The sequence below is a fragment of the Nonomuraea sp. NPDC048892 genome (assembly GCF_040649735.1).
GTDB lineage: Bacteria > Actinomycetota > Actinomycetes > Streptosporangiales > Streptosporangiaceae > Nonomuraea > Nonomuraea maheshkhaliensis.
On sequence record NZ_JBEZFZ010000002.1, the window covers coordinates 303,669 to 326,390 of the forward strand.

Sequence of the window (22,722 nt, forward strand, 5' to 3'; positions counted from 1 at the left end):
CGCTACGGTGGCGTCCGGACAATCGTGCGGCGAGGGGAGCGGGGCGATGGCGGAGCCGCCACGGGTGCCGCCGGAGATGTTCCGGTTCACCACCACCGAGCGGGCCGACCTGCACACGGCGGTCCTGCACGCCTTCGGCGAGGCCGGCGAACGGCTCGAAACGGCCCTGACGGTCGAGCAGGTCCGCGAACGGCTGCGCGAGACGGGCTGGTACGCCCCCGTACGCGAGCAGGAGCTGGCCGCCACGCTCAAACAGCTCGCCGGCTGGGGCCTGCTCGACGTGATCTTCAACCACGCCGGCAGCTTCGCCACCGCCGAGGAGTACGAGCGCAGGAACCTGCACTACTCGCTGACCAGGCGGGGCGAGGCGGCGGTCGCGGGCGTACGGCACGCCATGGCCGCGCTGGAGTCGGCCGGCGCGCTGCAGACGGCCGTGCTCGACGCCATCGCCGACCGGCTGCGCGAGCTGGACGGCCTGCTCCGCGACCCCGACCCCGGGCGCAACCGGCGCATCTTCACCGCGCTCCAGGAGCTGGAGTGCCACCTCGACGGGCTGCGCGGCAACACCCAGCGCTTCAACGGCGAGCTGCAACGCCTGCTGCGCGTCGAAGGCGCGGACATTGGCACGTTCCACGAGGTCAAGGCGGCCACGGTGGCCTACCTCCAGGAGTTCGTGACCAACCTGGAGCAGCGCGGCGACGCCGTCGCGGCCGGCGTGCGGGCGGTGGCCGGTCACGGGGCCAGTCACGGGGCCAGTCACGGGGCCGGTCACGGGGCCGGTCATGGGGCCGGCCACGGTTCCGGCAACGGGGTCGCCGTGCTGCACGCCCGCGCGCTCGACGGCGCCGACCTGCCCGCCGTGCCCGGCGCCGACCACGCGGGCCCGTGGCTGGTGGCCAGGCAGGCCAAGTGGGAGGGGCTGCGGCAGTGGTTCGCCCCCGAGGAGGGGGCCGCCGACCCGCGGCCGCGCGTGCGGCAGCTGCACGACGTGGCGCGGCGGGCCATCGTCTCGCTGCTCCAGGTGCTCGACCGGATCACCGACTCGCGCCGCCGCTCCTCCAGCGCCGCCGCCGACTTCCGTACGCTGGCCCGCTGGTTCGCCGCCGCGCCCGGCGAGCAGGACGCGCACCGGCTGTGGGAGGCGGCCTTCGGGCTCGGCTCGGCCCGCCACGCCCACCTCGGGCACGCCGACGCCGAGCTGATCCCGGCCGGGGTGCCCTGGGCGCTGGCCGAGCCGGTGGAGGTGTCGGCGCTGCTGCGTTCGCGCGGCCGTACCGAGCGGATGGGCCGGACCGGCCGGGTGCGCGACGTGGCGGCGTTGCGGGCCCAGCGCAGGGCGCGGGCCGGGCGGGAGCGGGCCGAGCTGGAGGCCGCCTGGGCGGCGCTGGTCACCACCGGCGCGATGCGGCTGTCGCGGATGGGCGACCTCGACCACGACACGTTCGGCCGGCTGCTCGACCTGCTCGGCCGGGCCCTGGCCGAGCGGCCCGACTCCACCGGCTTCCGGCGGGCCGTCACCTCCGACGGAAGGGTGGAGATCGTGCTGCGGGCTCCCGACGACGGCGCGGTGGCGGTGTTGCGCACGCCCGAGGGCTGGTTCAGGGGACCCGACTACCTCATCGACGTACGCGCCCTGGGCGAGGCCCGCGATCTCCGTGGTGAGCTCCGCGGCGGGGCCGGGCTGCGCGGGCGGGCGGCGGGCGAATGAGCAGCCTGGCCAACCAGCTCGTCCGGGCCGAGAAGGAGGAGATCGCCCGCGCGATCAGGACCCTGCTCGGCCGCCCCCTGGTGTCCCGGCACGACGACCCGGCCGCGTTCGACCTCATCAGGAAGCGGCGCCGGCCCCTGATCCAGTGGTTCGACTACTTCTGCGGCTGGCGGCTGGTCGTGGAGCCGCGCCAGGGGTACGCCCGCCTGGTCAAGGTCAAGACCGAGCCCGGCGCCACCCGGCCCGCGCGCCGCCGCCGTACCACGAGGGCGCCGTTCGACCGCCGCCGCTACACGCTGCTCTGCCTGTGCGCGGCCGAGCTGCTCACCTCGCCGGTCACCACGATCGGGATGCTGGCCCAGCGGGTCGTGCAGGCGGCCGCCGTGGAGGAAGGGGTGCCCGCGTTCGACCCGGTCAGGAGCGAGGAGCGGGCCGCGTTCGTGGACGCGCTCAAGCTGCTTGAGCACTACGGGGCGCTCACCGCCATGGACGGCGCCACCGACGCCTACCTGGACGACGAGGACGCCAAGGTGCTCTACCGGGTGGACACCACCCGCGTGATCCGGCTGCTGGCCGCCCCGGTCCCGCCGTCCCGCGTGGCCGCCGAGCTGGGCGGGCATCCGGCCGCGCCGGACGCGCACGCCGGCACCGCGCCGTCCGGCGGGCATCCGGCCGCGGGCGCCGCCCCGATGAGGGAGGGCGCGGTGTCGAAGGATCTAGTGGGGGAGGGGTCACCGGTGCTCGCGGGGCTGACGTTCGAGGCGCGTTACGGCGGCGACGAGCCGACCACGACGCAGCGCACCCTCTGGGCCCGCCACTCGCTCATCCGCCGCCTGCTGGACGAGCCCGTCGTCCACCGCGACGAGCTCACCCCCGACCAGGCCGCCTACGCCGACTCCCTCACCGGCCGCCGGTTGCTGCGCCGGGCCGCGGGAGAGGCCGGGTTCGTGCTGGAGGAGCGGGCCGAGGGTTTCCTGCTCATCGACCCCGACGGCATCGCCACCGACACCCGCTTCCCCGACGACGGCAGCCACGCCAAGGTGGCCGCCCTGCTCATGCTCGACCTGCTCGTCACCTCCGGCCCCGTCACCGACGCCAGGCTCGACGCCGAGGCGGCCGGGCTGCTGCGCCGCTTCCCTCAGTGGGCCAAGGCGTACCAGTCCGACGGGGGCGGGCCGCGGCTGGCCGCCGACGCGCTTGAGGTGCTCACGTCGTTCGGGCTGGCCCGCCGTGCCGGGGGCCGGATCGCCGCCCTGCCCGCCGCCGCCCGTTACCGCAACCGTCCGCAGCACCCAGGCCTCGGGCTGCGGGCCTCGCACGTACAGGAGGAAGTTTGACGGTCACCGAGCTCACCCCGTCGCGCCCCGCGCACGGGATGGACGCCCGCTGGACTCCCGTACGCGCCGGGATCCTCAACGTGTGGCGCTACTACGACGAGGTGTTCGAGTTCCACCGGGGGCGGCTGCTGCTGCGCGGGCCGAACGGCAGCGGCAAGTCCAAGGTGCTGGAGCTGCTGCTGCCGTACGTGCTGGACGCCAGCCTCAAGCCGAGCCGGCTGTCCACGTTCGGCGGCACCGAGCGCACCATGCACTGGAACCTCATGGGCGACGGCGCCGGCGGCGCCACCCGGGTGGGCTACGTGTGGCTGGAGTTCCGGCACGCCGACGGCCGCTGGTTCACCTGCGGCGCCCGGCTGCAGGCCACCGTCCACACCAAGAACGTCACCGCCACCTACTTCACCACCGAGGCCCGCGTCGGCACCCCCGACGGCGTCAGCCTCAGCGGCGAGGCCGGCCAGCCGCTGACCAAGGCGCAGCTCGCCGACGAGCTCGACGGCTGTGGCACGGTCCACGAATCGGCCGCCTCCTACCGCACCGCCGTGCGCCAGACGCTCTACCCGGGGCTCAACGAGCAGCGCTACGACTCCCTGCTCACCGCACTGCGCCAGCTCCGCACCCCCAAGCTGTCCGAGCGGCTCGACCCTGGGCTGCTGTCGGAGCTGCTGTCCAGCGCGCTGCCACCGCTGGGCGAGGGCGAGATCCACGAGATCGCCGAAGGCTTCGAACGGCTCGACCGGCGGCGCGAGGAGCTGCGGCTGCTCGACCGCGATGTGGAGGAGGCCGACCGGCTGGCCGTCCGGCAGCGCGGCTACGCCCAGCGCGTCCTGCGGGCCGCCGCCCACGCCGTCACCTCGGCCGGCCACACGCTGGAGACGCTCGCCGCCGAGGTCAAGGCCAGGCGCGACGGGCTCAAGGAGGCCGAACGGGAGCTCGACGCCACGTCGATGCGGCTGGGGGAGGAGGAGGCCCAGGAGCTGGCCCTGGCCGCGCAGATCGACGGGCTCAAGGAGAGCGAGGCGTACCGGACGGGCGGCGACCTGCACCGGCTGCGCACCGAGGCGCGCGCGGCCCACGACCTGGCCGCAGGGCTGCGCGACCAGGCGGGCCAGGCGGCCCGAGCGGTGACCGCCAAGCAGGACCTGTCGGCCCGCGCCGCCGGCGTCGCCCGCGCCGCCGCGGCCCTGGCGGATCGCGCCCGCGCGGAGGCCCGCCACGCGGCCGAACGCGCCGGCCTGCTGAGCGTGCACGAGGAGAGCGAACGAGCGGTCGCCGCCGAGGCCCCCGCAGGCCCCCCGGCCGAGCCCACCCAGCTTGACGACACGAGCGACCCCCCACGACCCATCCCCGAGCCCGACGGTGGCGTGACTGCCGGCCGGGGGGCCGACAGTGATGAGGTGGTGCGGCGGGCGCGGGAGTTGTTGCGGGCCGCCGTCACCAGCCGGGCCGCGCAGATCAGGGACGTCAGGGCGGGCGCCGTCCGGCACGACGAGGCCGTCAGGCGCCGCACCGAGGCCGAGCACGAGCGTGACCAGGCCCGCGACGACCTGGCCGCCGCTCAGGAGGCGCACGAACGGGCCGGGCGCCGGTGCGAGGAACGCGCCAGCGACCTGGCCGCCGCCCTGGCCGACTGGGCGGGCGGCTGCGCGCAGCTCCAGCTCGACCCCGGCACGCTCGCCGGCCTGGCCGCCGACTTCGAGCGGGCCGACGACCTGGTCGGCACCGCCCGTACGATGGCCGCCGTCGAGCTGACCACCCGCGAGCAGCACGTCACCAGCCGGCGCGCCGGGCTGCTCACCGAGCGGGCCGAGCTGGCCAGGGAGCGCGAAAGCCTCACCGACCAGGCCCTACTGGAACCGCCCGCCCCGCACGCGCGGGCCACCGCCGCCAGGCCGGGACGGCCGGGGACCCCGCTGTGGCGGGCCATCGCGTTCAGGTCCGGGCTCGACCCGGTCGCCCAGGCCGGGCTGGAGGCGGCGCTGGAGGCGTCGGGGCTGCTCGACCTGTGGTTGCGCCCCGACGGCGGGTTCGACGCGGGCGAGCACGACGCGTTCGCCGTGGCCGCGCTGTCCAGGCCCGCGCCCGGCTACAGCCTGGCCCACGTGCTGTTCACCGAGTCCGACTCGCCGGTGTCCGCCGACACCGTGCTGGCCGGGATCGCGTTCGCGCCCACCGCGATCGGCGTCGACCACCCCGCCGTCATCGGCGCCGACGGCACCTGGCGGCTGGGCCCGGCGGCGGGCCGCTGGGTCAAACCCGAGCCCTCCTACATCGGCGCCACCGCCCGCGAACGCGCCAGGCGCCGCCGCGTCGCCGAGCTCGACGACCGGCTCGGCGAGCTGGCCGGTCGGATCGCCGAGTGCGACCACCTGCTCGCCGTCATCGAGGCCGACCGCGACACGCTGGTCGCCGAGCTGCGGCGCAGGCCCGACAGGACGCCGTACGCCGACGCGCTCCATGACCTCGACGGCGCGGTGCGCAAGGTCGCGCTGCTGGAGGACCGGCTGCGGGCCGGCGAGCAGCGCCTGCGCGAGCGCGAGCAGGACGTCGGCCGGTCGCTGCGCCGCCTCACCGAGCTGGCCGACCGGCATGCCCTGCCCGCCGCGCCGCCCGCGCTGGACAACCTGGAGGAGGCGCTGCGCACCGCCGAGACGACCGGCACCGTCTGGCACGACCGCCGCGCCGACGCCCGCGCCGCCCGGGAACGCGCCGAGCAGGCGGAGGCGACGGCGGGCGAGTACGAGCGCCTCGCCGTCCAGGCCGTCGAACGGGCCGAGGAGGCCGCCGCCGCCGCGATGGTGCTGGCCGAGCGGCTGACCGCCGTCGAGTCCGCGATCAAGCCGGGCATCGATCGCGAGGACGGGCCCGCGCACGCGCACGTCCTGGAACGGCTGCGCGAGGCCCAAGGGGCTCACCAGGCGTGCCGCCGACTGATCAAGTCGATCAACGACGGCCTGGCGAAGCTGAACGCCGAGCTCGGCCGGCTCAGGGGTGAGCTCGGCACCGCCGAGGAGCGGCACGCCGAGGCCAGGCGGGCGCGCGACGAGGTGTCCAGGCGCTTCCGCCGCCTGGCGGCCGGGCACCTGCCGGTCGACGCCGGGGTGACGATCGAGCTGGCGCCGGAGGCCGGGACGCGGGCCGTGCTGGAGGCGGCCAGGGCCGTGGCAGGGGAGCTGGCGGCGGTCCCGTACGAGCACAAGCATGTCAGGGAGGCCGAGACGCGGCTGCAGGACGCCTTCCACCACGCCAGGGAGATCCTGGCCGGCCGCGCGGACCTGGAACTGGCGCCGGACGAGGACGTGCAGGTGCTCACCGCCACCGTCAACGGCGTGCGGGCGGGCGCCACCGCGCTCAGCCAGGCGCTGCGCGAGGAGCGCGACGAGCGGCGCACCGACATCACGGAGGCCGAGCGGGACCTGTTCGACCGCACGCTGGCCGGCGACACGCGGCGGCACCTCGCCGACCGGATCAGGCAGGCGACCGCCCTGGTCGAGAGCATGAACCAGCGTCTCGAACGCGTCCGCACCGCCTCCCGGGTCGCGGTGCGGCTGGTGTGGCAGGTGGACCCCACCCAGGCGCCCGGCACCCGTGCCGCCCGCGACCTGCTGCTGCGCGACCCCGCCGGGCTGAGCGAGGCCGACAAGGAGGCCCTGTACGTCTTCTTCATGGACCGCGTGGAGGAGGCGCGGGCCGACGACTCCTCGGCGAGCTGGGAGGACCAGCTGATGAGGGTGCTCGACTACACGGCCTGGCACCGGTTCGTGGTCCGGCTCGACCGAGGGGACGGGCAGGGCTGGCAGGAGCTGACCAGGAAGCTGCACGGGGCGCTGTCGGGCGGGGAGAAGGCGATCGCGCTGCACCTGCCGCTGTTCGCCGCCGTGGCCGCGCACTATCAGACCGATCCAGGGTGCCCGCGGTTCATCCTGCTGGACGAGGTGTTCGTCGGGGTGGACAGGACGAACCGGGGGCAGGTGTTCGACCTGCTCGTGGACCTGGGGCTGGACCTGGTGCTCACCTCCGACCACGAGTGGTGCGAATACCGGGAGCTGGACGGCATCGCGATCCACCAGCTCATCACGGGCGACGGCGACGACGCGGTGACGACCGCCCGTTTCGTCTGGAACGGCTACCGCACGGTCCCAGGCGACTGACGTCCGGTACGGGCGATCGGCGTCGTTCGCGGGGGAACGGCTACCGGGTGGGGCCGGGCGACCGGCGTCCGGTGAGCTGGGCGCGCCAGGGCGGGTCGGCGCCGGGGACCGAGCACGTCAGTGCCGCCACCTCGGCCGCGAACGTGGCCGCCGCCACGGCGGTCTCCAGGTCGAGGGCGTCGAGGCGGCCCTCCAGTAAGCCCCTGCCCTCCAGGTCGTGCAGCAGCCCAGCGGTGAACGCGTCCCCCGCCCCGACCGTGTCCACGACCCGCACCCGGGGCGCCGGCACCTCGGCGCGCTCGCCGTCCAGGGACACCAGGGCGCCGTCCGCACCCTTGGTGACGACGACGAGGCGGGCGCCGGCGGCGTGCCAGGTGTCGCAGGCGCGCTCGTACGGCACGCCGGGCAGCAGGAAGTCGACGTCGTCGGTGCTGAGCTTGAGGATGTCGCTCCACGCGCACCAGCGCTCCACCCGGTAGTCGTCCCTGGTGGCGAAGCCGGGGCGGACGTTGGGGTCGATCGAGACCGTGGCACGGGCGCGCGCGGCGCGGGCGAACTCCTCCACCGCCTCCCCGCCCGGCCGCCTGACCAGCGCGAGCGAGCCGGTGTGCAGGCAGGACGCCGGGCCGAGACGGTCATCGTCCAGCTCGCCGGGGGTCCAGCCCCAGTCGGCGGTGCCGTCGGCGTAGAAGGTGTAGACGGCGTGGCCGTCGGCGTCGAGCGCGGCGACCGCCAGCGTGCTCAGCTCCCCGGCCGCGACGGCCGCCGACAGGTCCACGCCCGAGGAGGTCAGGTGTGCCCGGAACAGGTCGCCGAAGACGTCGTGGGAGATCCGGCCCAGGAACCGGGCGGCGGTGCCCAGCCGCGCCAGCGCCACCGCCGTGTTGGCGGGCCCGCCACCAGGCAGCACCCGCAACGCCATCCCCACCGGCCCGCCGACAGCCCCGGCCGCTGACCCGCTGACAGCCCCGGTCGCCACCCCGATCCCTGACCCGCCCGCCGGTCCGTCCGGTGACCCGTCCGATGACGGGGCGGTGGGGGTGTCGGTGAAGGCGTCGGCGACGCACTCGCCCAGGACAGCGATCATGGTGCGGCCTGCCTCTCGCCGCCTGTTGCCGATTCGTTACGGCACCAGGGCATTGACGTTTCCCGGATCGAAGCTCATCATCGCAACACAGCCGATGTCAACGATGACATATGTCAACGATGACATCGAATCCACCCTGTTAGGAACCGCAATGAACGCGAAGCTTCCTGCCGGAATTCTGGTCACCGTGCTGCTCGTCGCCGGCTGCGGCGGCGGAGGAGGAGGCACGCAGAGCGCCTCCGCCACCAAGGTCGGCCTGATCACCAAGACCGAGACCAACCCGTTCTTCGTCAAGATGAAGGAAGGCGCGCAGAAGGCCGCCCAGGACGGCGGCCTGGAGCTGATGAGCGCCGCGGGCAAGTTCGACGGCGACAACGCCAGCCAGATCACCGCGATCGAGAACATGGTCGCCGCCGGGGTGAAGGGCATCCTCATCACCCCGAGCGACACCAAGGCCATCGTCCCGGCGATCAAGAAGGCGCGCGACGCGGGCGTGCTCGTGATCGCCCTCGACACCCCCACCGAGCCGCAGGACGCCACCGACGCGCTGTTCGCCACCGACAACTTCAAGGCCGGCGAGCTCATCGGCCAGTACGCCAAGGCCGCCATGGCCGGCAAACCCGCCAAGATCGCCACCCTCGACCTGGCCCCCGGCATCACCGTCGGCCAGCTCAGGCACGACGGCTTCCTCAAGGGATTCGGCGTCCAGGAGGGCGACCCGTCGATCGTCTGCTCTCAAGACACCCGCGGCGACCAGGCCAAGGGCCAGACCGCCATGGAGAACTGCCTGCAGAAGGCCCCCGACATCAACCTCGTCTACACCATCAACGAGCCGGCCGCGCTCGGCGCGCACACCGCGCTGAAGGCCAAGGGCCGCGACAAGGACGTGCTCGTCGTCTCCGTGGACGGCGGCTGCACCGGCGTCAAGGCCGTGCAGTCCGGCCAGATCGCCGCCACCAGCCAGCAGTACCCGCTCAAGATGGCCGAGGAAGGCGTCAAGGCCGTGGCCGCGTTCGCCAAGGGCGGTCAGAAGGCCAGCGGTTACACCGACACCGGCGTCACGCTCATCACCGACAAGGCCGTCTCCGGCGTCGAGGCCAAGGACACCGCCTTCGGCCTGGCCAACTGCTGGGGCTGAGCATGGCAGTGACGCAAGCAACGCTGCCGCGCCGCCTGGCCGCCACCCCCGTCGCCGGGCCGCTGGTGGCGCTCGTGCTGGCCTGCCTGTTCTTCGGGGTCAACAGCGGCCAGTTCTTCACCGGGCCCAACTTCTCGCTGATCATCCAGCAGGTCATGGTGGTCGGCACGCTGGCCATCGGGCAGACCCTGATCATCCTGACCGCGGGCATCGACCTCGCCTGCGGCGCGATCATGGCCTTCGGCGGGATCGTGATGACCAAGCTGGCCGTGGACTCCGGCCTGCCGCCGGTGCTCGCGCTGGCCGCCGGGCTCGCCGTCTGCGCCGGGTTCGGGCTGGTCAACGGGCTGCTGGTGACGCGGATCTCGCTGCCGCCGTTCATCGTGACGCTGGGCATGCTGAACGTGGTCTTCGCCCTGACGCACATCTACTCCAACGAACAGACGGTGACCGAGCTGCCCGCGCTGCTGACGGTGCTCGGGCAGACGTTCCAGGTCGGCCAGACGAACGTCACCTACGGCTCGCTGCTGACGATCCTGCTGTTCGTGCTGTTCGCGTACCTGCTCGGCTCCACCGCGTGGGGCCGGCACGTGTACGCGCTGGGCAACAGCCCGGAGGTGGCCCGCCTGACCGGCATCAGGACCGGCCGCCTGACCGTCGGCGTCTACACGGTGGCCGGCCTCGTCTACGGCATCGCCGCCCTCCTCCTGGTCAGCCGCACCGGCGTCGGCGACCCCCAGGCCGGCCAGACCGACAACCTGGACAGCATCACCGCGGTCGTGCTCGGCGGCACCAGCCTGTTCGGCGGCCGGGGCCTGGTCCTGGGGACGCTCGTCGGGGCGCTCATCGTGGGCGTCTTCCGCAACGGGCTGCAGCTCATGGGCGTACCGTCGATCTATCAGACGCTCATCACGGGCATCCTGGTGATCCTCGCCGTCACCGTCGACCAGCTCTCCCGCAGGAGGAACCGATGACGAGCCCCCGTAAGCCGGTCCTCCAGGCACGTGGCCTGGTCAAGCGCTACGGCCACGTCACCGCGCTCGACGGCGCGGACTTCGACCTCATGCCCGGCGAGGTGCTGGCGGTCATCGGCGACAACGGCGCCGGCAAGACCAGCCTGATCAAGGCGCTGACCGGCGCGCTGCAGCCCGACTCCGGCGAGATCCTGCTGGACGGCGAGCCGGTGCGCTTCCGCGACCCCCTCGACGCGCGCCGGCACGGCATCGAGACCGTCTACCAGGACCTGGCCATCGCGGCCTCGCTCGACATCGCGACGAACATGTTCCTGGGCCGCGAGGTGCGCAAACCCGGCCTGCTCGGCACGGTCTTCCGCATGCTCGACAAGAAGCGCATGCGGGAGGAGTCGGCCCGGCACATGGCCGAGCTCAAGATCGGACTGCGCTCGCTCACCCAGCCGGTCGAGTCGCTGTCCGGCGGGCAGCGCCAGGGCGTGGCCGTGGCCAGGGCGGTCGCGTGGGCCACGAACGTCGTCGTCATGGACGAGCCCACGGCGGCGCTCGGCGTCAAGGAGTCGGGCCAGGTGCTCGACCTCATCCGGCAGGTCCGTGACCGGGGCACCCCCGTGGTGCTGATCAGCCACAACATGCCGCACGTGTTCGAGATCGCCGACCGCGTCCACGTCCAGCGCCTGGGCCGCAGGGTCGCCGAGCTCAGCCCGCGCGACCACAGCATGGCCGAGGTGGTGGCCATCATGACCGGCGCGCTCCAGTTGTCGGACGGGAAGTCCGTGGTCGCCGACGAGGACGCGGCGAAGGCGATCGGCCTGTAACGGGACCTAGGATGAGCCGAATGCGGCGTCCGACGATGACAGACGTGGCACGCGAGGTCGGAGTCACCGCCAAGACCGTCTCCCGGGTGCTCAACGACGAGGGGCCGGTCGCCGTGGAGACGCGCGAGCGCGTGCTGGCGGCGGTCAGGCGGCTCGGATACCAGCCCAACCTGATGGCCCGCAACACCCGGGTGGGCGCGCGCGACGCGGCGATCGGCCTGGTCATCCCCGAGATGGGCAACCCGTTCTTCGGCACGGTCGCGGGCGGTGTCGAGAGCGCCGTACGGGCTCGCGGGCTCACGCTCATCGTCGGCTCGTCCGACGAGACGGCCGGGCTGGAGCAGTCGCTGATCGCCACGTTCCTGGCCCGCCGGGTGAGCGCCCTCATGGTCGTCCCCGCCGCCGGCGGCGACCATCGTCATCTGCGCTTAGAGCGGGTCGCCGGGCTGCCGATCGTCTTCCTCGACCGGCCGGCCGTCGGCCTGACCGCGGACTGCGTGGTCAGCGCCAACCGGGAGGGCTCCAGGGCGGGCGTCGCCCACCTGATCGGGTACGGCCACCGCAGGATCGGCTTCGTCGGCGACGTGCCCGCCACTCTCTACACCCGCCGCGAGCGGCTCCAGGGCTATCGCGACGCCCTGGAGGCGGCCGGCCTGCCGTTCGACCGGTCGCTCGTGGACACCGGGCACGACATGGAGGCCGCGGCCCGCGCCACCCTCCGGCTGCTGGCCCTGACCGACCCGCCGACCGCGCTCTTCGCCGGCAACAACTTCGCCTCCATGGGGGCGGTGCTGGCGCTGGCCAGGGCCGGACGCAAGGACGTCGCGCTCGTCGGCTTCGACGACCTGCCGCTGGCCGAGGTCCTGGACCCGCCGCTGACGGTGGTCGCCCAGGACCCGGCGGCGGTGGGGGCCGCGGCGGCGGAGCTGGTGCTGTCCCGGCTGGACGGCGACCGCTCCCGTGCTCGCCGCGTGGTCGTCCCCACCCGCCTGCTCACCCGCGGCTCCGGCGAACAACCGCCCCCCGGGCCGGGGGATCAGGTGCAGGTGTAGGCGGCCGGGAGCTGGGTGTCGCCGGCCGGGCGGGTGGCCTGGAGGCCGAAGGTGGTGCTCTGGCCTGGGGCGAGGGCGCCGTTGTGCGTGGTGTTCCCGGCCGTGACGTTCTGGCCGGACGTGGTCAGGACGGCGTTCCACGAGCCGGTGACCGTGTGGCCGGCGGGCAGCGTGAACGTCGCCGTCCACCCCGTCGTCGCAGCCGTGCCCGTGTTGGTGACCGTGACCGGCTGCACGACATAGCCCGTGCCCCACTGGGACTGGACGGAAGCCGTCGCCGCGCACGCGCCCGAGTTGCCGCCGGCGGCCGGTGGGACGCGGATGATCCGGTCGTCCTGGGCGACCGGGCTGCCCCGGCCGTCGCGGTTGCTGGTCGCCACCCAGAGCCAGCCGTCGGGCCCGGCCGCGACCGCGCGCAGCCGTCCGTACGCGGAGGTGAACTCGGCCTGCGGCGTGCCCGGCGTGCCCGTGCCGGACAGCGGCACCGTCCACAGGCGCTGCCCGCGCAGGGCCGCCGCGAACAGCGTGTCGTTCGCGTACGCGAGCCCGCTGGGCGAGGCCTGTGAGGTCGGCCAGGTGACGATCGGGCGGCGGAAGGAGGCGTTGCCGCAGTCGCCCTCGCAGGCAGGCCAGCCGTAGTTGCCGCCCGCGACGATCTGGTTGATCTCGTCCCAGGTGTTCTGGCCGAACTCGGTGGCGTACATCCGGCCCTGCGCGTCCCAGGCCAGGCCCTGCACGTTGCGGTGGCCGTAGCTCCAGACGCGGGAGCCGGGGAACGGGTTGTCCGAGGGGACGCCGCCGGTGGGCGTCAGGCGCAGGATCTTCCCGGCCGGGCTGTTCAGGTTCTGGGCGTTGGCGGTGTTGCCGGCGTCGCCCGTGCCGACGTACAGCATGCCGTCGGGGCCGAACGCGATGCGGCCGCCGTCGTGGATCGTCGCGCTCGGCACCCCGGAGAAGAGCACCGTCTGGGTCTGCGGGGCGCTCAGCTGGAACCTGATCAGGCGGTTGTCGCCACTGGTGCTGGTGAAGTACGCGTACACCCAGCCGTCCTGGGCGTAGGCGGGGGAGACCGCGAGTCCGAGCAGCCCGCTCTCGCCCGACGCGCTGACCCCGCTGACCGTGACGACGGCGGCGGGCGCCTGGCCGGGACGCACCCGCATGACGCGCCCGGTGTTCCGTTCGGAGACGAGCGCGCTGCCGTCGGGCAGGAACGCCATCGCCCAGGGCACCTGCAGACCGGTGACGGAGACCTCCGCCCTGGAGAAGTCGAAGCCGCCCTGGGCGTGGGCGGCCGGGACACCGATGCCCAGCGCGAGCAGCATCAGGATCAGGGCCGGAACGACTCTCGCGCGCATGACGGACTCCTTGACCGGGCCACCGGGTGCGGATGTCAACACCGTGATGCCAGCACCGTAGGCAGACCGGCCACCAGATCACAATCCACCCCGCCGCCCCATATCGGAGGCTTCCGGCGATCTGCGGCGATCCGTGGGGGCGGCCTCCGCCCCATTGAAACTTTCACCCCCGAGACCGCCGAGCTCACGGTCTCTGCCGCCAAGGTGATCGCCCAGAGGCTTCCCGCCTGGACATGAGTGATCGCCCATGGCACACGCATGGTCCGGCATTGGTGCTCAGGCCGGAACATCGCATAGTTGAGGCCATGGATCGATCTCTGCGCGTCGCGGTCATCGGTGACCGCGACCCCGCCGCTCCCACGCACGCGGCCACCGACGACGCGCTGCGGCACGCCGCCGCGCACCTCGGCATCGAGGTGGACGTCCGCTGGGTGGCCACCGCATCACTCGAGTCCGACCTGGCCGAGGTCAAGGCCGCCGACGTGCTGTGGTGCGCGCCCGGCAGCCCGTACCGCAGCCTGCGCGGCGCACTCGCCGCGCTCCGGCACGGCCGCGAGCACGGCGTGCCCACCCTGGGGACGTGCGGCGGCTGCCAGCACATGATCATCGAGTACGCCCGCCACGTGCTCGGCTATCAGGACGCCCAGCACGCGGAGTACGACCCGTACGCCTCGACCCTCTTCGTGTCCGAACTGACCTGCTCACTGGCCGGCAAGACCATGCCCGTCACCTTGACCCCCGGCACCCGGGTGGCCGCACTGTACGGACGTACCGACGTCGAAGAGAACTACTACTGCAACTTCGGTCTCGACCCCGGCCGGCAGGAGACCTTGCACGACGGCGGCTTGTCTGTCACCGGAGTGGACGGCGACGGCGAGGCCAGGGTGCTGGAGATCCCCGGGCATCCCTTCTACCTGGCCACCCTGTTCGTGCCGCAGACCCGCTCGCGCCCCGAAGCCCCGCACCCACTGATCGTCGGCCTGCTGCGCGCGGCGCTATGACCTTCACCCAGCTGAGGATCCTCCAGGCGGTCGCACGCACCGGCGACATGACCCGCGCCGCCGAGGAACTGGCCATGGCCCTCACGCCCCGACCCGGCCGCGCCGAAGGGACGGGTCCCGGCAGAGATCTCGCCCAGAAGTGACACCGTCCCGGGGGAGCCGGACCGAGCCGGGACGGCGCCGGTGGGGTCAGGAGTCGCGCAGGCCGGCGAACAGGTCTTCCTCGTGCTGGGGCGTGTCGACCTTGCTCAGCACCCGCTCGAACGCCTCGTGCGAGAACGCCTGCATCCGCGCCTCGTCGGGCATGCGCAGCAGGAAGATGTTGTCGCCCTGGCTCTCGTGCGCCTGCAGCGCCTTGATCTTGCGCTCGACGTAGGGGGTGACGTCGACGACGCTCGTCACGCGCTCGTCGGGGGTGCCGAAGTCGCCTGAGGGGTCGAAGTCGCCGACGTCGACGCCGCTCTCCTTCATCATCTCGAACATGCGCAGGATCGCCGACCTGGGGATGGCGGTGTAGTAGAGCTTGTCGGGGATGCCGCTGCGCTCGGTGGCGGCGACCGTGACGCGGTGGGTCTGGACGTGGTCGGGGTGACCGTAGCCGCCACCGCCGGTCTCGTCGTAGGTGACCACGACCTGGGGCCGGTAGTGCTCCATCAGCTCGGCCAGCCGGGCCGCGGCGGTCTCCACGGGGACGTTGGCGAAGGCGTCGGGATGGCCGTTGCCCTCCCAGCCGTCCATGCCCGAGTCACGGTAGCCGAGCAGCTCCAGGTGCTCGACGGCCAGGTGGCCCACGGACTCGCGCAGCTCCTCCAGCCGCTTCGCGGCCACCGCCGCGTCGTCGTGACCGGGCTCGCCCGGCTTGACGCCGTTCTGGTCGTCGCCCTGCTCACCGTTGGTGCAGGTGACCAGGACGGTGCGCACGCCCTCTTCGGCGTAGCGGGCCAGGATGCCGCCCGTGGTCAGGCATTCGTCGTCGGGGTGGGCGTGCACGACCATCAGGGTGAGTTGCCGGTTCATGTCCGGAAACACTACTCGCCGGGTCCGACAAGCGAGCGCCCGCCCGTCGCGAGCACTGGTCAGGGGCCGGCGAGCGCTACTCCGGCGATCCGGCGAGCCGGCGCCCGCCCGTCGCGAGCTCCCGCGCCCGCGTGCGGGCCACGGCCGCCGCCGCGCCGTCGCCGATCGTGTCGGCCAGCGCCGCCTGCTTGAGCCAGTTGTACGGGCTGCACGGCCGCACGCTGATCCGCTCGCTCACCAGCACCCTGGCCACGTCGCGCCGCCCCGCCCGCAGGGCCGCCTCCAGCAGCGTGCGCTGCACGGCGTCGCGCTGCGCGTGGCTGCCGCCGAACTCGTTGACCCGGTGCCTGATCGGATGGAGCAGCTCCACCACCGTCTCGTAGTCGCCCCGCCCGAACGCCACGATCGCCCGGCACACCGGCAGCCCGACCCTGAGCGTCATCCCGTGGTTGGTGACGCCGGGACGCGGCCGCGCCACGTACGCCTCCCGCCCCGCGATCAGCCGCTCGGCCTCGCCGATCCGCCCCGCCCCCACGTACGACATCACCGCGTGCATGTCGTTGAAGGCGTAGAACGGCTCACCCATGCGCGGCGGCCACGCCTCGGCCAGGACCCGCCAGCGCTCGGGCTGCTCGGAGCCCTCCAGGTGCAGCCGCCACAGCAGCGCGGCGGCGTCGAGCAGCTCCATGCAGGACTGCCCGTCGGCGAGCACCGCGTCGTAGATCGCCAGCACCCGCCGCTCGTCGCCGCTCTCCAGCGCGTACAGGCAGTAGTGCCACCAGCTGTGCACGTTGAAGAACGTCCCGGTGGACCAGTCGCCCATGCGGGCGTCGAGGTAGCGCAGACCCTCGCCGAAACGCCCCTGCATCTCGTACGTGTGCACCACCGCGTGGATGCCCCACACGTCGCGCGGATCGAGCTCCACCGCCCGCAGGCCGACCTCCTCGGACCGGTCGTAGTGGCCCGCCTCCTCCAGACCGAAGGCGTACATGCCGAGCACATGACCGAAATGGCGGTCCTCCTCCCGCCAGGCGTTCAGCGCGCCGCCGATCCGGTCGCGCAGCATGCGGGCGTCGCCGGTGAAGAAGTCGATCTGGTGGCCGGCTGCCAGCGCCAGCGCGTCGCGCGGATGCTCGGCCGCGATGCCGGCCAGCAGTTCGCCGCAGGTCAGGTAGTCGCCGCCGAACAGCGCCCGCACGGCCGCCACGTGCGCGCGCTCGCGCGGCAGCAGCGAGGTCGCGTCGATCCTGCGCAGGAACGCCTCGAAACGGACCCGGGCCGTGCGCGCGTCCTCGACCTCGGTGGTCAGCAGCCCCAGGTACGCCGCCAGCACGTTGCCCATCGGGAAGTCGGGCGACTCGGCCAGCGCGGCCCCCGATTCGGCGTCCACCTCGGCCCTGAACCGCAGCAACTCGTCGATCGCCCGGTCGTAGTGCCGCACCGCCGCGGCGCTCGCACCCGACATGGCCAGGCCGTGCTGATCGCAGCTCACCGCACCACTGTAACCGGACCACTGTGACCAGCGGGAAGACCTGCCGCACCGGATTTTCGATGCCTACATGCGCGGTTCCTGGGCACTCGGGACCGGCATCGACCAAGTGGGAGGAATCGTGAACACAGCGGAACAGGCGGGCCGCGAGGCGAAGGCCGCGACGCGGCGCGCGACCTCCAGCCGGCCCATGGCCGTGCTGACCCGTGTGGGCCTGGCCTGCCGCGGTGTGCTGTACGCGTTGATCGGCGTGGTGGCCCTGCAGATCGCCACCGGCGACGGCTCGCAGCAGGCCGACAAGGCGGGCGCGATCACCACGCTGGCCGGGCTGCCGTTCGGCTCGGTCATCCTGTGGGTCATGACGGCCGGATTCGTCGCGCTGGCGCTCTGGCAGACCTCGGAGGCGCTGTTCGGCTCCGGCAAGGCGCTGGAGAAGGGCGAGGCGGTCGCCCGGGTCGTGGTGTACGTGCTGCTCGTCCTCACCCTGATCAGCGTGCTGACCACGCACAAGGCGAAGTCCGACGACCAGAAGTCGCAGGACATGACGGCCAAGCTGCTGGAGCTGCCCGGCGGGCAGATCATCGTGGGCGTGGCCGGGCTCGGCCTGATCGCGCTGGGCGTGTACTGGATCCACCGGGGCGTGACGAAGGGCTTCAAGGAGGAGCTGCGGCTCGGGAGCATGTCGCCGCGCGCCCGGACGATCATGGAGCGGCTCGGCGTCGGCGGGTACGTGGCCAGGGGCGTGATCGCCGGGCTGGCCGGTGTCCTGGTCGTCCAGGCGGCGATCACGTACGACGCGGACAAGGCGGGCGGCATCGACGCGACCCTGCGCGAGTTCGCCGAGACGCCGGTCGGGCCGTGGCTGCTGGTGGTGGTGGCGCTCGGGCTGCTGCTGTTCGCCGGCTACTGCTTCGGCGAGTCCCGCTGGCGCCGCACCTGACCTGGCGCCGGGCGACCGGACCGGCCGACCGGGCCGAGCGACCGGGCCGAGCGCCCGGTCGGGCTGTCGAAAGGGGAGCGGGCCGGCTCAGGCCGAGTGCTTGGCCACCACCGCGCGGCCCATGGCAGGGTCGTCGCAGAAGGCGCCGTCGATGCCCAGCTCGACCAGCCGCGACAGCCACCCCATCACGTTCCCGGTGGCCCGCGGGTAGGCCGGACTGGCGGCGTCGCCGAGCCGGTAGTCGGCGGGCAGCTGGGAGTTCTCGTTCCGCACCGTCCAGACGTGCACGTCGAGCCGCCTGCGGTGCGCGTCAGCGACCAGCGTCGTGGGCTCCAGCGTCCGGCCGGCCGCGTCCACGGGGACGACCCGCCGCGTGTCCACGCCGATCCCGTCGGCGTACCGGGCCACCTCGCGCAGCCCCTCGGGCGTGACCATGTCGTCGTAGGTCCGCGTGCTGCCGGACGCCACCCAGTCGTAGGGCGCCCCGCCGGAGGTGATGAGCTGGATCAGCGGCAGCCGCGTCCGTCCGCTCAGCTCGCGTAGGTTGGCGGTCTCGAACGACTGGATGTACGCTTTCCGCACCCGGTGCCGGCCGAGCACGTCGAGCAGCGGCTCCTCCAGCGACAGGCCGATGGAGTCGAAGTAGGTGGGGTGCTTGGTCTCGGGGTAGACGCCGACGCCGTGCGCGAGGGCCAGCCGCACGACCTCCTCGAACGTCGGGATCTCCGCCAGCCCGTCGAACGCCGTGTTGTCCGGCCGCAGGTCGGGCACGCGCTCCTTGGCCCGCAGCGTCTTCAGCTCGGCCAGCGTGAAGTCCTCGGTGAACCAGCCGGTGACCGGCCGGCCGTCCACGGTCTTGGTGGTGCGCCGGCCGGCGAACTCGGGCCTCGCGGCCACGTCGGTCGTGCCGGAGATCTCGTTCTCGTGCCGAGCCACCAGCACGTGGTCCTTGGTGGAGACGAGGTCGGGCTCGATGTAGTCGGCGCCCATCGCGATGGCGGCCTCGTACGACAGCAGCGTGTGCTCGGGCCGGTGGGCACTCGCGCCCCGATGGCCGATCACGAGCGGGGCGTGGCCACGGCGCTCGGCCGTGGCGGGAGGAGTCTGGGCGGGCACGACGGCGACACTACCGCCGGCGAGGACGCCGGCCAGCACGCTCACGAGCAACCTGCGCATCGTCATGCGCGCACCGTAGCGCCGCCAGGTGGACGGCGGGTCACGGCCGGGCGAACGGACGCGGTCGGTGGGGCCGTCACCCCGTCGGATCGGGCGAACGGAGGCGGTCGGTGGAACAGGACCGCGGTCGGTGGAACAGGACCGGACGGCCGAGCAGCCCCGTGGGGCCGCTCGGCCGCGATGCCGTCAGAGGGCCGCGAGGAGGGCCGTCAGGAGGGCCGTCAGAGGTCGGTGGCGATGATGTGCTCGATGTTGCGCTCGGCCAGCGCCGTGATCGTGACGAACGGGTTGACGGTCGTGTTGCCGGGGATCAGCGCCCCGTCGATGACGTACAGCCCTGGGTACGCCGTCAGCCGCCCGTAGTTGTCGGTCGCCCGGTTCAGCACCGCGCCGCCCAGCGGATGGTAGGTCAGGTGGTCGCCCCAGATCTTGTAGACGCCGAACAGGTCGGTCCGGTAGATCGTCCCCTCCTTGGCGTTGATCCGGTCGAAGATCGTCTTGGCCATGTCGATCGACGGCTGCTTCCACGCCGTCTGCCAGTTCAGCTCCACCTTGCCCGCGCTCGCGTTCCAGGAGAACTGCGCGCGATGCGGGTTGTTGGTGATGGACAGGTAGAACGAGGCCCACGTCTCGATGCCGGTCGGCAGCGGCGCGACCTCGGCGAACGCGCCCCCTGCGGCCCAGTTGTCGATGCCGCAGCACGGGATGGCCGACTGGAGCGAGCCGGTCGGGTCCCATAAATGGTTGGCCCGGCCGCACATGACGTTCCCGTTGTCGCCCCAGCCCTTGCCTACCTCCCCGTTGAGATTGGGCAGCACGCCGGTGGCCTTCAGCTTCACCAGCAGCTTGCTGGTGCCGACACTGCCGGCGGCGAAGAACACCCGGTCGGCGGTGACGGTCTTGGTGGCGATGACGTTGCCGGAGGTGTCGAGCTGCTCCATGGTGACCGTGTACCGGCCGCCCGACGCCGGCGCGACCGAGGTGACCCGGTGCAGCGGCGAGACGGTGACCCGGCCCGTGGCCTTGGCCTGGGCGAGGTAGGTCTTCTGCAGCGACTTCTTGCCGTGGTTGTTGCCGTAGAGGATCTCGCCGGCCAGGGCGGACTTCGGTACGGTGCCGGCCTCCTCCGCCTTCATGTAGTCCCAGTCGTACACGTCGGGCACGAACACGAACGGGAAGTTCGAGCGCTGGGCGTGCTTACGGCCGACGCGGCCGTACTGGTAGTAGGCCGTGCTCTCGAACCAGGCCGGGTCGATGGTGCCGACGCCGAGGCCGGCGTTGGCGCGCGGGTAGTAGACGTCGTACATCTCGGCGGCGTTCACCGACGGCAGCACGGAGGCGAAGTTCGCCCGCTTCGGGGTCACCGCCATGCCGCCGTTCACCAGCGAGCCACCGCCGACGCCGCGGCCCTGGTAGACGGTGATGCCGCCGAACTCCTCCGCGTCCAGGACGCCGGTGTGGCGGGGGATGTCGCGGTCGATGGGGAAGCCGAGGAAGTAGTTGAGCGGCGCCTTGGTCCTCGTACGCAGCCAGTAGGAGCGGTAGTCGGGCTCGCGCGTGTTGCAGAAGATCTTGCCGTCGGTGCCGGGGGTGTCCCAGGCCATGCCCATCTCGATCATGTGGACGTCCACGCCCGCCTGGGCCAGGCGCAGCGCGGCGACGGCGCCGCCGTACCCGGTGCCGATCACCAGGGCGGGAACCTGCGCGCCCGAGGCGATGGCGCGGGCGGCCGGGGCGTGCACCCCGAGGGCGGCGGCGCCCAGCAGGGTGCCGGTCCCGGCGATGAAACCGCGGCGGGAGAGCTCGTTCTGACTCATCTGGCCGGCCTCACTCTCGGCTCGGGTGCGGGCGAAGCGCCACTGGGCAGCTGGCACACGGTGTCCAGGCCCAGGACGTGGTTGAGCCGGCCGAACGCCAGCCACGAACCGATGCTCATGCTCAGCTCGACGATCTCCAGCTGGCTGTAGTGCGCGGTCATCCGGCCCCAGAACTCCTCGTCGAGGTTGTGGTGGTCCAGGGCGTAGCGCTCGGCGTACTCGGCGGCCAGCCGGGTGCGCTCGTCGAAGTCGCCGGTCGTGCGCCAGTGCGTCACCGCGTCGGCGAAGCTCTCCTCGACCTTGACGCCGTCGCGTTCCGTCCGCCAGTCCAGGCAGAACGCGCAGCCGTTGATCTGCGCGATGCGCAGCCTGGCCGCCTCGAACTCGCGCAGGCCGAGAGTCGTGTGGGTGTAGACCGACAGGGAGAAGCGCGAGGCGGCCGGGCCGATCCCGGGGATCATCTCGCCCCACACGTACGCGATGGCGTCCTTGCCCTCCGGTATGTCGATCTTCATGACCGTCTCCTTCCGAGCTTGCCGGTGGCGGGACGCAGGGGCACGTCGAGCGCGTCGTACAGTCCTGGCGGGGCCTGGTCCAGCCAGTCGATGGCGCCGACCAGCCGGCCCACGGCGGTCGCGTTGCCGCCCGCCGAGCGGTTGCCGTCCTCGTCGGCGGCCTCGACGGTGACCTCGATGCGCGGCCGGCCCTCGATGATCACCCGGTGCGCGCCCACGCCGTCCGGCGGGAGCGGCCAGTCGGGTGCGCAGGACGGGTGGATGCGGGTGACGTGCTCGATCACGATCAGCGCCTCCCCGTCCACGACGCCCTGCACCTCGAACCGGACCGCGCCCTGCGTGCCCGCCTCGAAGGCGCCCATCGAGGCGGTGGTCACGGTGGTGTCGAGCTCGCGGCGGTGCACGCTCTCGCGGATCTCGTCCAGCTCGACGCCCAGGGCTCTGGCCATGAGCCGGATCTGGCCGCCCCAGACCATGGACGGCACGGTCGGCGCGATCATCGGCGGTTCGTAGTCCATCGGCTGGCCCATGCCGACCAGGTAGCGGACCGCGTCGGGCTGGTCGTAGGTGGAGTAGTCGAAGATCTCCTGGCAGCGTACGGCGTCCACGGTGGTCGCCAGCCCGCTGACCAGCAGCGGCAGCACGTCGTTGCCCCAGCCGGGGTCGACGCCGGAGACGAACAGGGAGCCGCCGCCCTCCTTGACGGCGGCCAGTACCGGCTCGCGCATGTCGGGCGGGGCGCTGCGGTGGTCGTAGAGGGCGTACAGGGACGGCGTCACGACCACGGCGCCGGCGCGCACGGCCTTGACGATGTCGGCCAGGGCCTCGGCCGGGCGGATGTCGCCCGAGGCGGCGTACACGACGGCCCTGGGGCCGGTCGCCAGCACCGCCTCGGGGTCGCCGGTGGCCGCGACACCGAGGTGGCGGCCGAGGCCGGCCAGGTCTCCGGCGTCACGGCCGAGCTTGGCCGGGTCGTGGACGAGGACGGCGGTCAGTTCGAGCGCCGGATGGGCTTCGACGGCGCGGATGGCGGCGCGGCCGATGTTGCCGGTACCCCAGACGATCGTGGACACCATGGCCGGAGCGTAGCAAGCGCTTGGTTTGTTGCCTAGAGGTTTCCCGGCCTTCACTACGGCCCTGACGGGTAGTC

At 73.0% G+C, this 22,722-nt stretch carries 18 protein-coding genes; 10 read left to right on the forward strand and 8 right to left on the reverse strand.

What is annotated here, in order from left to right:
- Nucleotides 1–46 precede the first annotated feature (46 nt).
- From AB0C28_RS06880 to AB0C28_RS06890, 3 genes are read left to right on the forward strand one after another with little or no spacing between them, the layout of a single operon-like run.
- Nucleotides 47–1,708, forward strand: coding sequence for a TIGR02677 family protein (locus tag AB0C28_RS06880; protein ID WP_358073312.1), 1,662 nt, complete (start codon nt 47–49; stop codon nt 1,706–1,708).
- Nucleotides 1,705–3,045, forward strand: coding sequence for a TIGR02678 family protein (locus AB0C28_RS06885; RefSeq protein WP_357841537.1), 1,341 nt, complete (start codon nt 1,705–1,707; stop codon nt 3,043–3,045). The genes AB0C28_RS06880 and AB0C28_RS06885 overlap by 4 nt, the downstream gene beginning before the upstream one ends.
- Nucleotides 3,042–7,196 carry a TIGR02680 family protein gene (locus tag AB0C28_RS06890; RefSeq protein WP_358073313.1) on the forward strand — a complete coding sequence of 1,385 codons (4,155 nt, stop codon included), beginning with the start codon at nt 3,042–3,044 and terminating at the stop codon, nt 7,194–7,196. Before AB0C28_RS06885 ends, AB0C28_RS06890 begins: the two co-directional genes overlap by 4 nt.
- 40 nt (nt 7,197–7,236) lie before the next feature.
- Here the strand turns inward: AB0C28_RS06890 and AB0C28_RS06895 are convergent, their stop codons facing one another.
- Nucleotides 7,237–8,283 (reverse strand): carbohydrate kinase, encoded by a 1,047-nt coding sequence (locus AB0C28_RS06895; protein WP_358073314.1) that lies wholly within the window; start codon nt 8,281–8,283, stop codon nt 7,237–7,239.
- A gap of 151 nt (nt 8,284–8,434) precedes the next feature.
- Here AB0C28_RS06895 and AB0C28_RS06900 point away from each other — a divergent pair, with 151 nt between their 5' ends.
- Genes AB0C28_RS06900 through AB0C28_RS06915 form a run of 4 tightly spaced genes read left to right on the forward strand, consistent with a single transcriptional unit; the run spans nt 8,435 to nt 12,262 of the window.
- Nucleotides 8,435–9,421, forward strand: coding sequence for a sugar ABC transporter substrate-binding protein (locus AB0C28_RS06900; protein WP_358073315.1), 987 nt, complete (start codon nt 8,435–8,437; stop codon nt 9,419–9,421).
- An 8-nt stretch (nt 9,422–9,429) separates the two neighbouring features.
- Complete coding sequence (locus AB0C28_RS06905) at nt 9,430–10,395, forward strand: ABC transporter permease (protein ID WP_358073316.1); 966 nt, start codon at nt 9,430–9,432, stop codon at nt 10,393–10,395.
- Nucleotides 10,392–11,210 carry an ATP-binding cassette domain-containing protein gene (locus tag AB0C28_RS06910; RefSeq protein ID WP_357841552.1) on the forward strand — a complete coding sequence of 273 codons (819 nt, stop codon included), beginning with the start codon at nt 10,392–10,394 and terminating at the stop codon, nt 11,208–11,210. Before AB0C28_RS06905 ends, AB0C28_RS06910 begins: the two co-directional genes overlap by 4 nt.
- A 35-nt stretch (nt 11,211–11,245) precedes the next feature.
- Nucleotides 11,246–12,262, forward strand: a complete 1,017-nt coding sequence (locus AB0C28_RS06915; RefSeq protein WP_357843072.1) for a LacI family DNA-binding transcriptional regulator — start codon at nt 11,246–11,248, stop codon at nt 12,260–12,262.
- On the opposite strand, the gene AB0C28_RS06920 is transcribed toward AB0C28_RS06915, so the two are convergent.
- A complete protein-coding gene (locus AB0C28_RS06920; protein ID WP_358073317.1) occupies nt 12,247–13,617 on the reverse strand; it encodes a PQQ-dependent sugar dehydrogenase in 1,371 nt (456 codons plus the stop codon). The two genes, AB0C28_RS06915 and AB0C28_RS06920, sit on opposite strands and share 16 nt — an antisense overlap.
- 305 nt (nt 13,618–13,922) lie before the next feature.
- On the opposite strand from AB0C28_RS06920, the gene AB0C28_RS06925 reads away from it, so the two are divergent.
- Together AB0C28_RS06925 and AB0C28_RS06930 are read left to right on the forward strand one after the other, a co-directional pair.
- Nucleotides 13,923–14,618 (forward strand): hypothetical protein, encoded by a 696-nt coding sequence (locus AB0C28_RS06925; protein WP_357841558.1) that lies wholly within the window; start codon nt 13,923–13,925, stop codon nt 14,616–14,618.
- The gene (locus AB0C28_RS06930; protein ID WP_357841561.1) at nt 14,615–14,761 is read left to right on the forward strand and encodes a hypothetical protein; all 147 of its coding nucleotides are present in this window, start codon (nt 14,615–14,617) and stop codon (nt 14,759–14,761) included. The genes AB0C28_RS06925 and AB0C28_RS06930 overlap by 4 nt, the downstream gene beginning before the upstream one ends.
- 46 nt (nt 14,762–14,807) lie before the next feature.
- On the opposite strand, the gene AB0C28_RS06935 is transcribed toward AB0C28_RS06930, so the two are convergent.
- Both AB0C28_RS06935 and AB0C28_RS06940 read right to left on the reverse strand, forming a co-directional pair.
- Nucleotides 14,808–15,635, reverse strand: coding sequence for a PIG-L family deacetylase (locus AB0C28_RS06935; protein ID WP_358073318.1), 828 nt, complete (start codon nt 15,633–15,635; stop codon nt 14,808–14,810).
- A 76-nt stretch (nt 15,636–15,711) separates the two neighbouring features.
- Nucleotides 15,712–17,127, reverse strand: a complete 1,416-nt coding sequence (locus AB0C28_RS06940) for a tetratricopeptide repeat protein (RefSeq protein WP_358073319.1) — start codon at nt 17,125–17,127, stop codon at nt 15,712–15,714.
- A 118-nt stretch (nt 17,128–17,245) separates the two neighbouring features.
- Here AB0C28_RS06940 and AB0C28_RS06945 point away from each other — a divergent pair, with 118 nt between their 5' ends.
- On the forward strand, nt 17,246–18,064 hold the full coding sequence (locus AB0C28_RS06945) for a DUF1206 domain-containing protein (protein ID WP_357841570.1): 819 nt from the start codon (nt 17,246–17,248) through the stop codon (nt 18,062–18,064).
- An 87-nt stretch (nt 18,065–18,151) separates the two neighbouring features.
- Here the strand turns inward: AB0C28_RS06945 and AB0C28_RS06950 are convergent, their stop codons facing one another.
- The 4 genes from AB0C28_RS06950 to AB0C28_RS06965 form a co-directional block, all read right to left on the reverse strand.
- Nucleotides 18,152–19,246 (reverse strand): glycerophosphodiester phosphodiesterase, encoded by a 1,095-nt coding sequence (locus tag AB0C28_RS06950; protein ID WP_357841573.1) that lies wholly within the window; start codon nt 19,244–19,246, stop codon nt 18,152–18,154.
- A 215-nt stretch (nt 19,247–19,461) separates the two neighbouring features.
- On the reverse strand, nt 19,462–21,057 hold the full coding sequence (locus tag AB0C28_RS06955; protein ID WP_357841576.1) for a GMC oxidoreductase: 1,596 nt from the start codon (nt 21,055–21,057) through the stop codon (nt 19,462–19,464).
- Nucleotides 21,054–21,572: a carboxymuconolactone decarboxylase family protein gene (locus tag AB0C28_RS06960; protein ID WP_357841579.1), complete on the reverse strand. Its 519-nt coding sequence runs from the start codon at nt 21,570–21,572 to the stop codon at nt 21,054–21,056. The genes AB0C28_RS06955 and AB0C28_RS06960 overlap by 4 nt, the downstream gene beginning before the upstream one ends.
- Nucleotides 21,569–22,648 carry a dihydrodipicolinate reductase gene (locus AB0C28_RS06965; protein WP_357841582.1) on the reverse strand — a complete coding sequence of 360 codons (1,080 nt, stop codon included), beginning with the start codon at nt 22,646–22,648 and terminating at the stop codon, nt 21,569–21,571. The genes AB0C28_RS06960 and AB0C28_RS06965 overlap by 4 nt, the downstream gene beginning before the upstream one ends.
- Between the last annotated feature and the right edge of the window lie 74 nt (nt 22,649–22,722).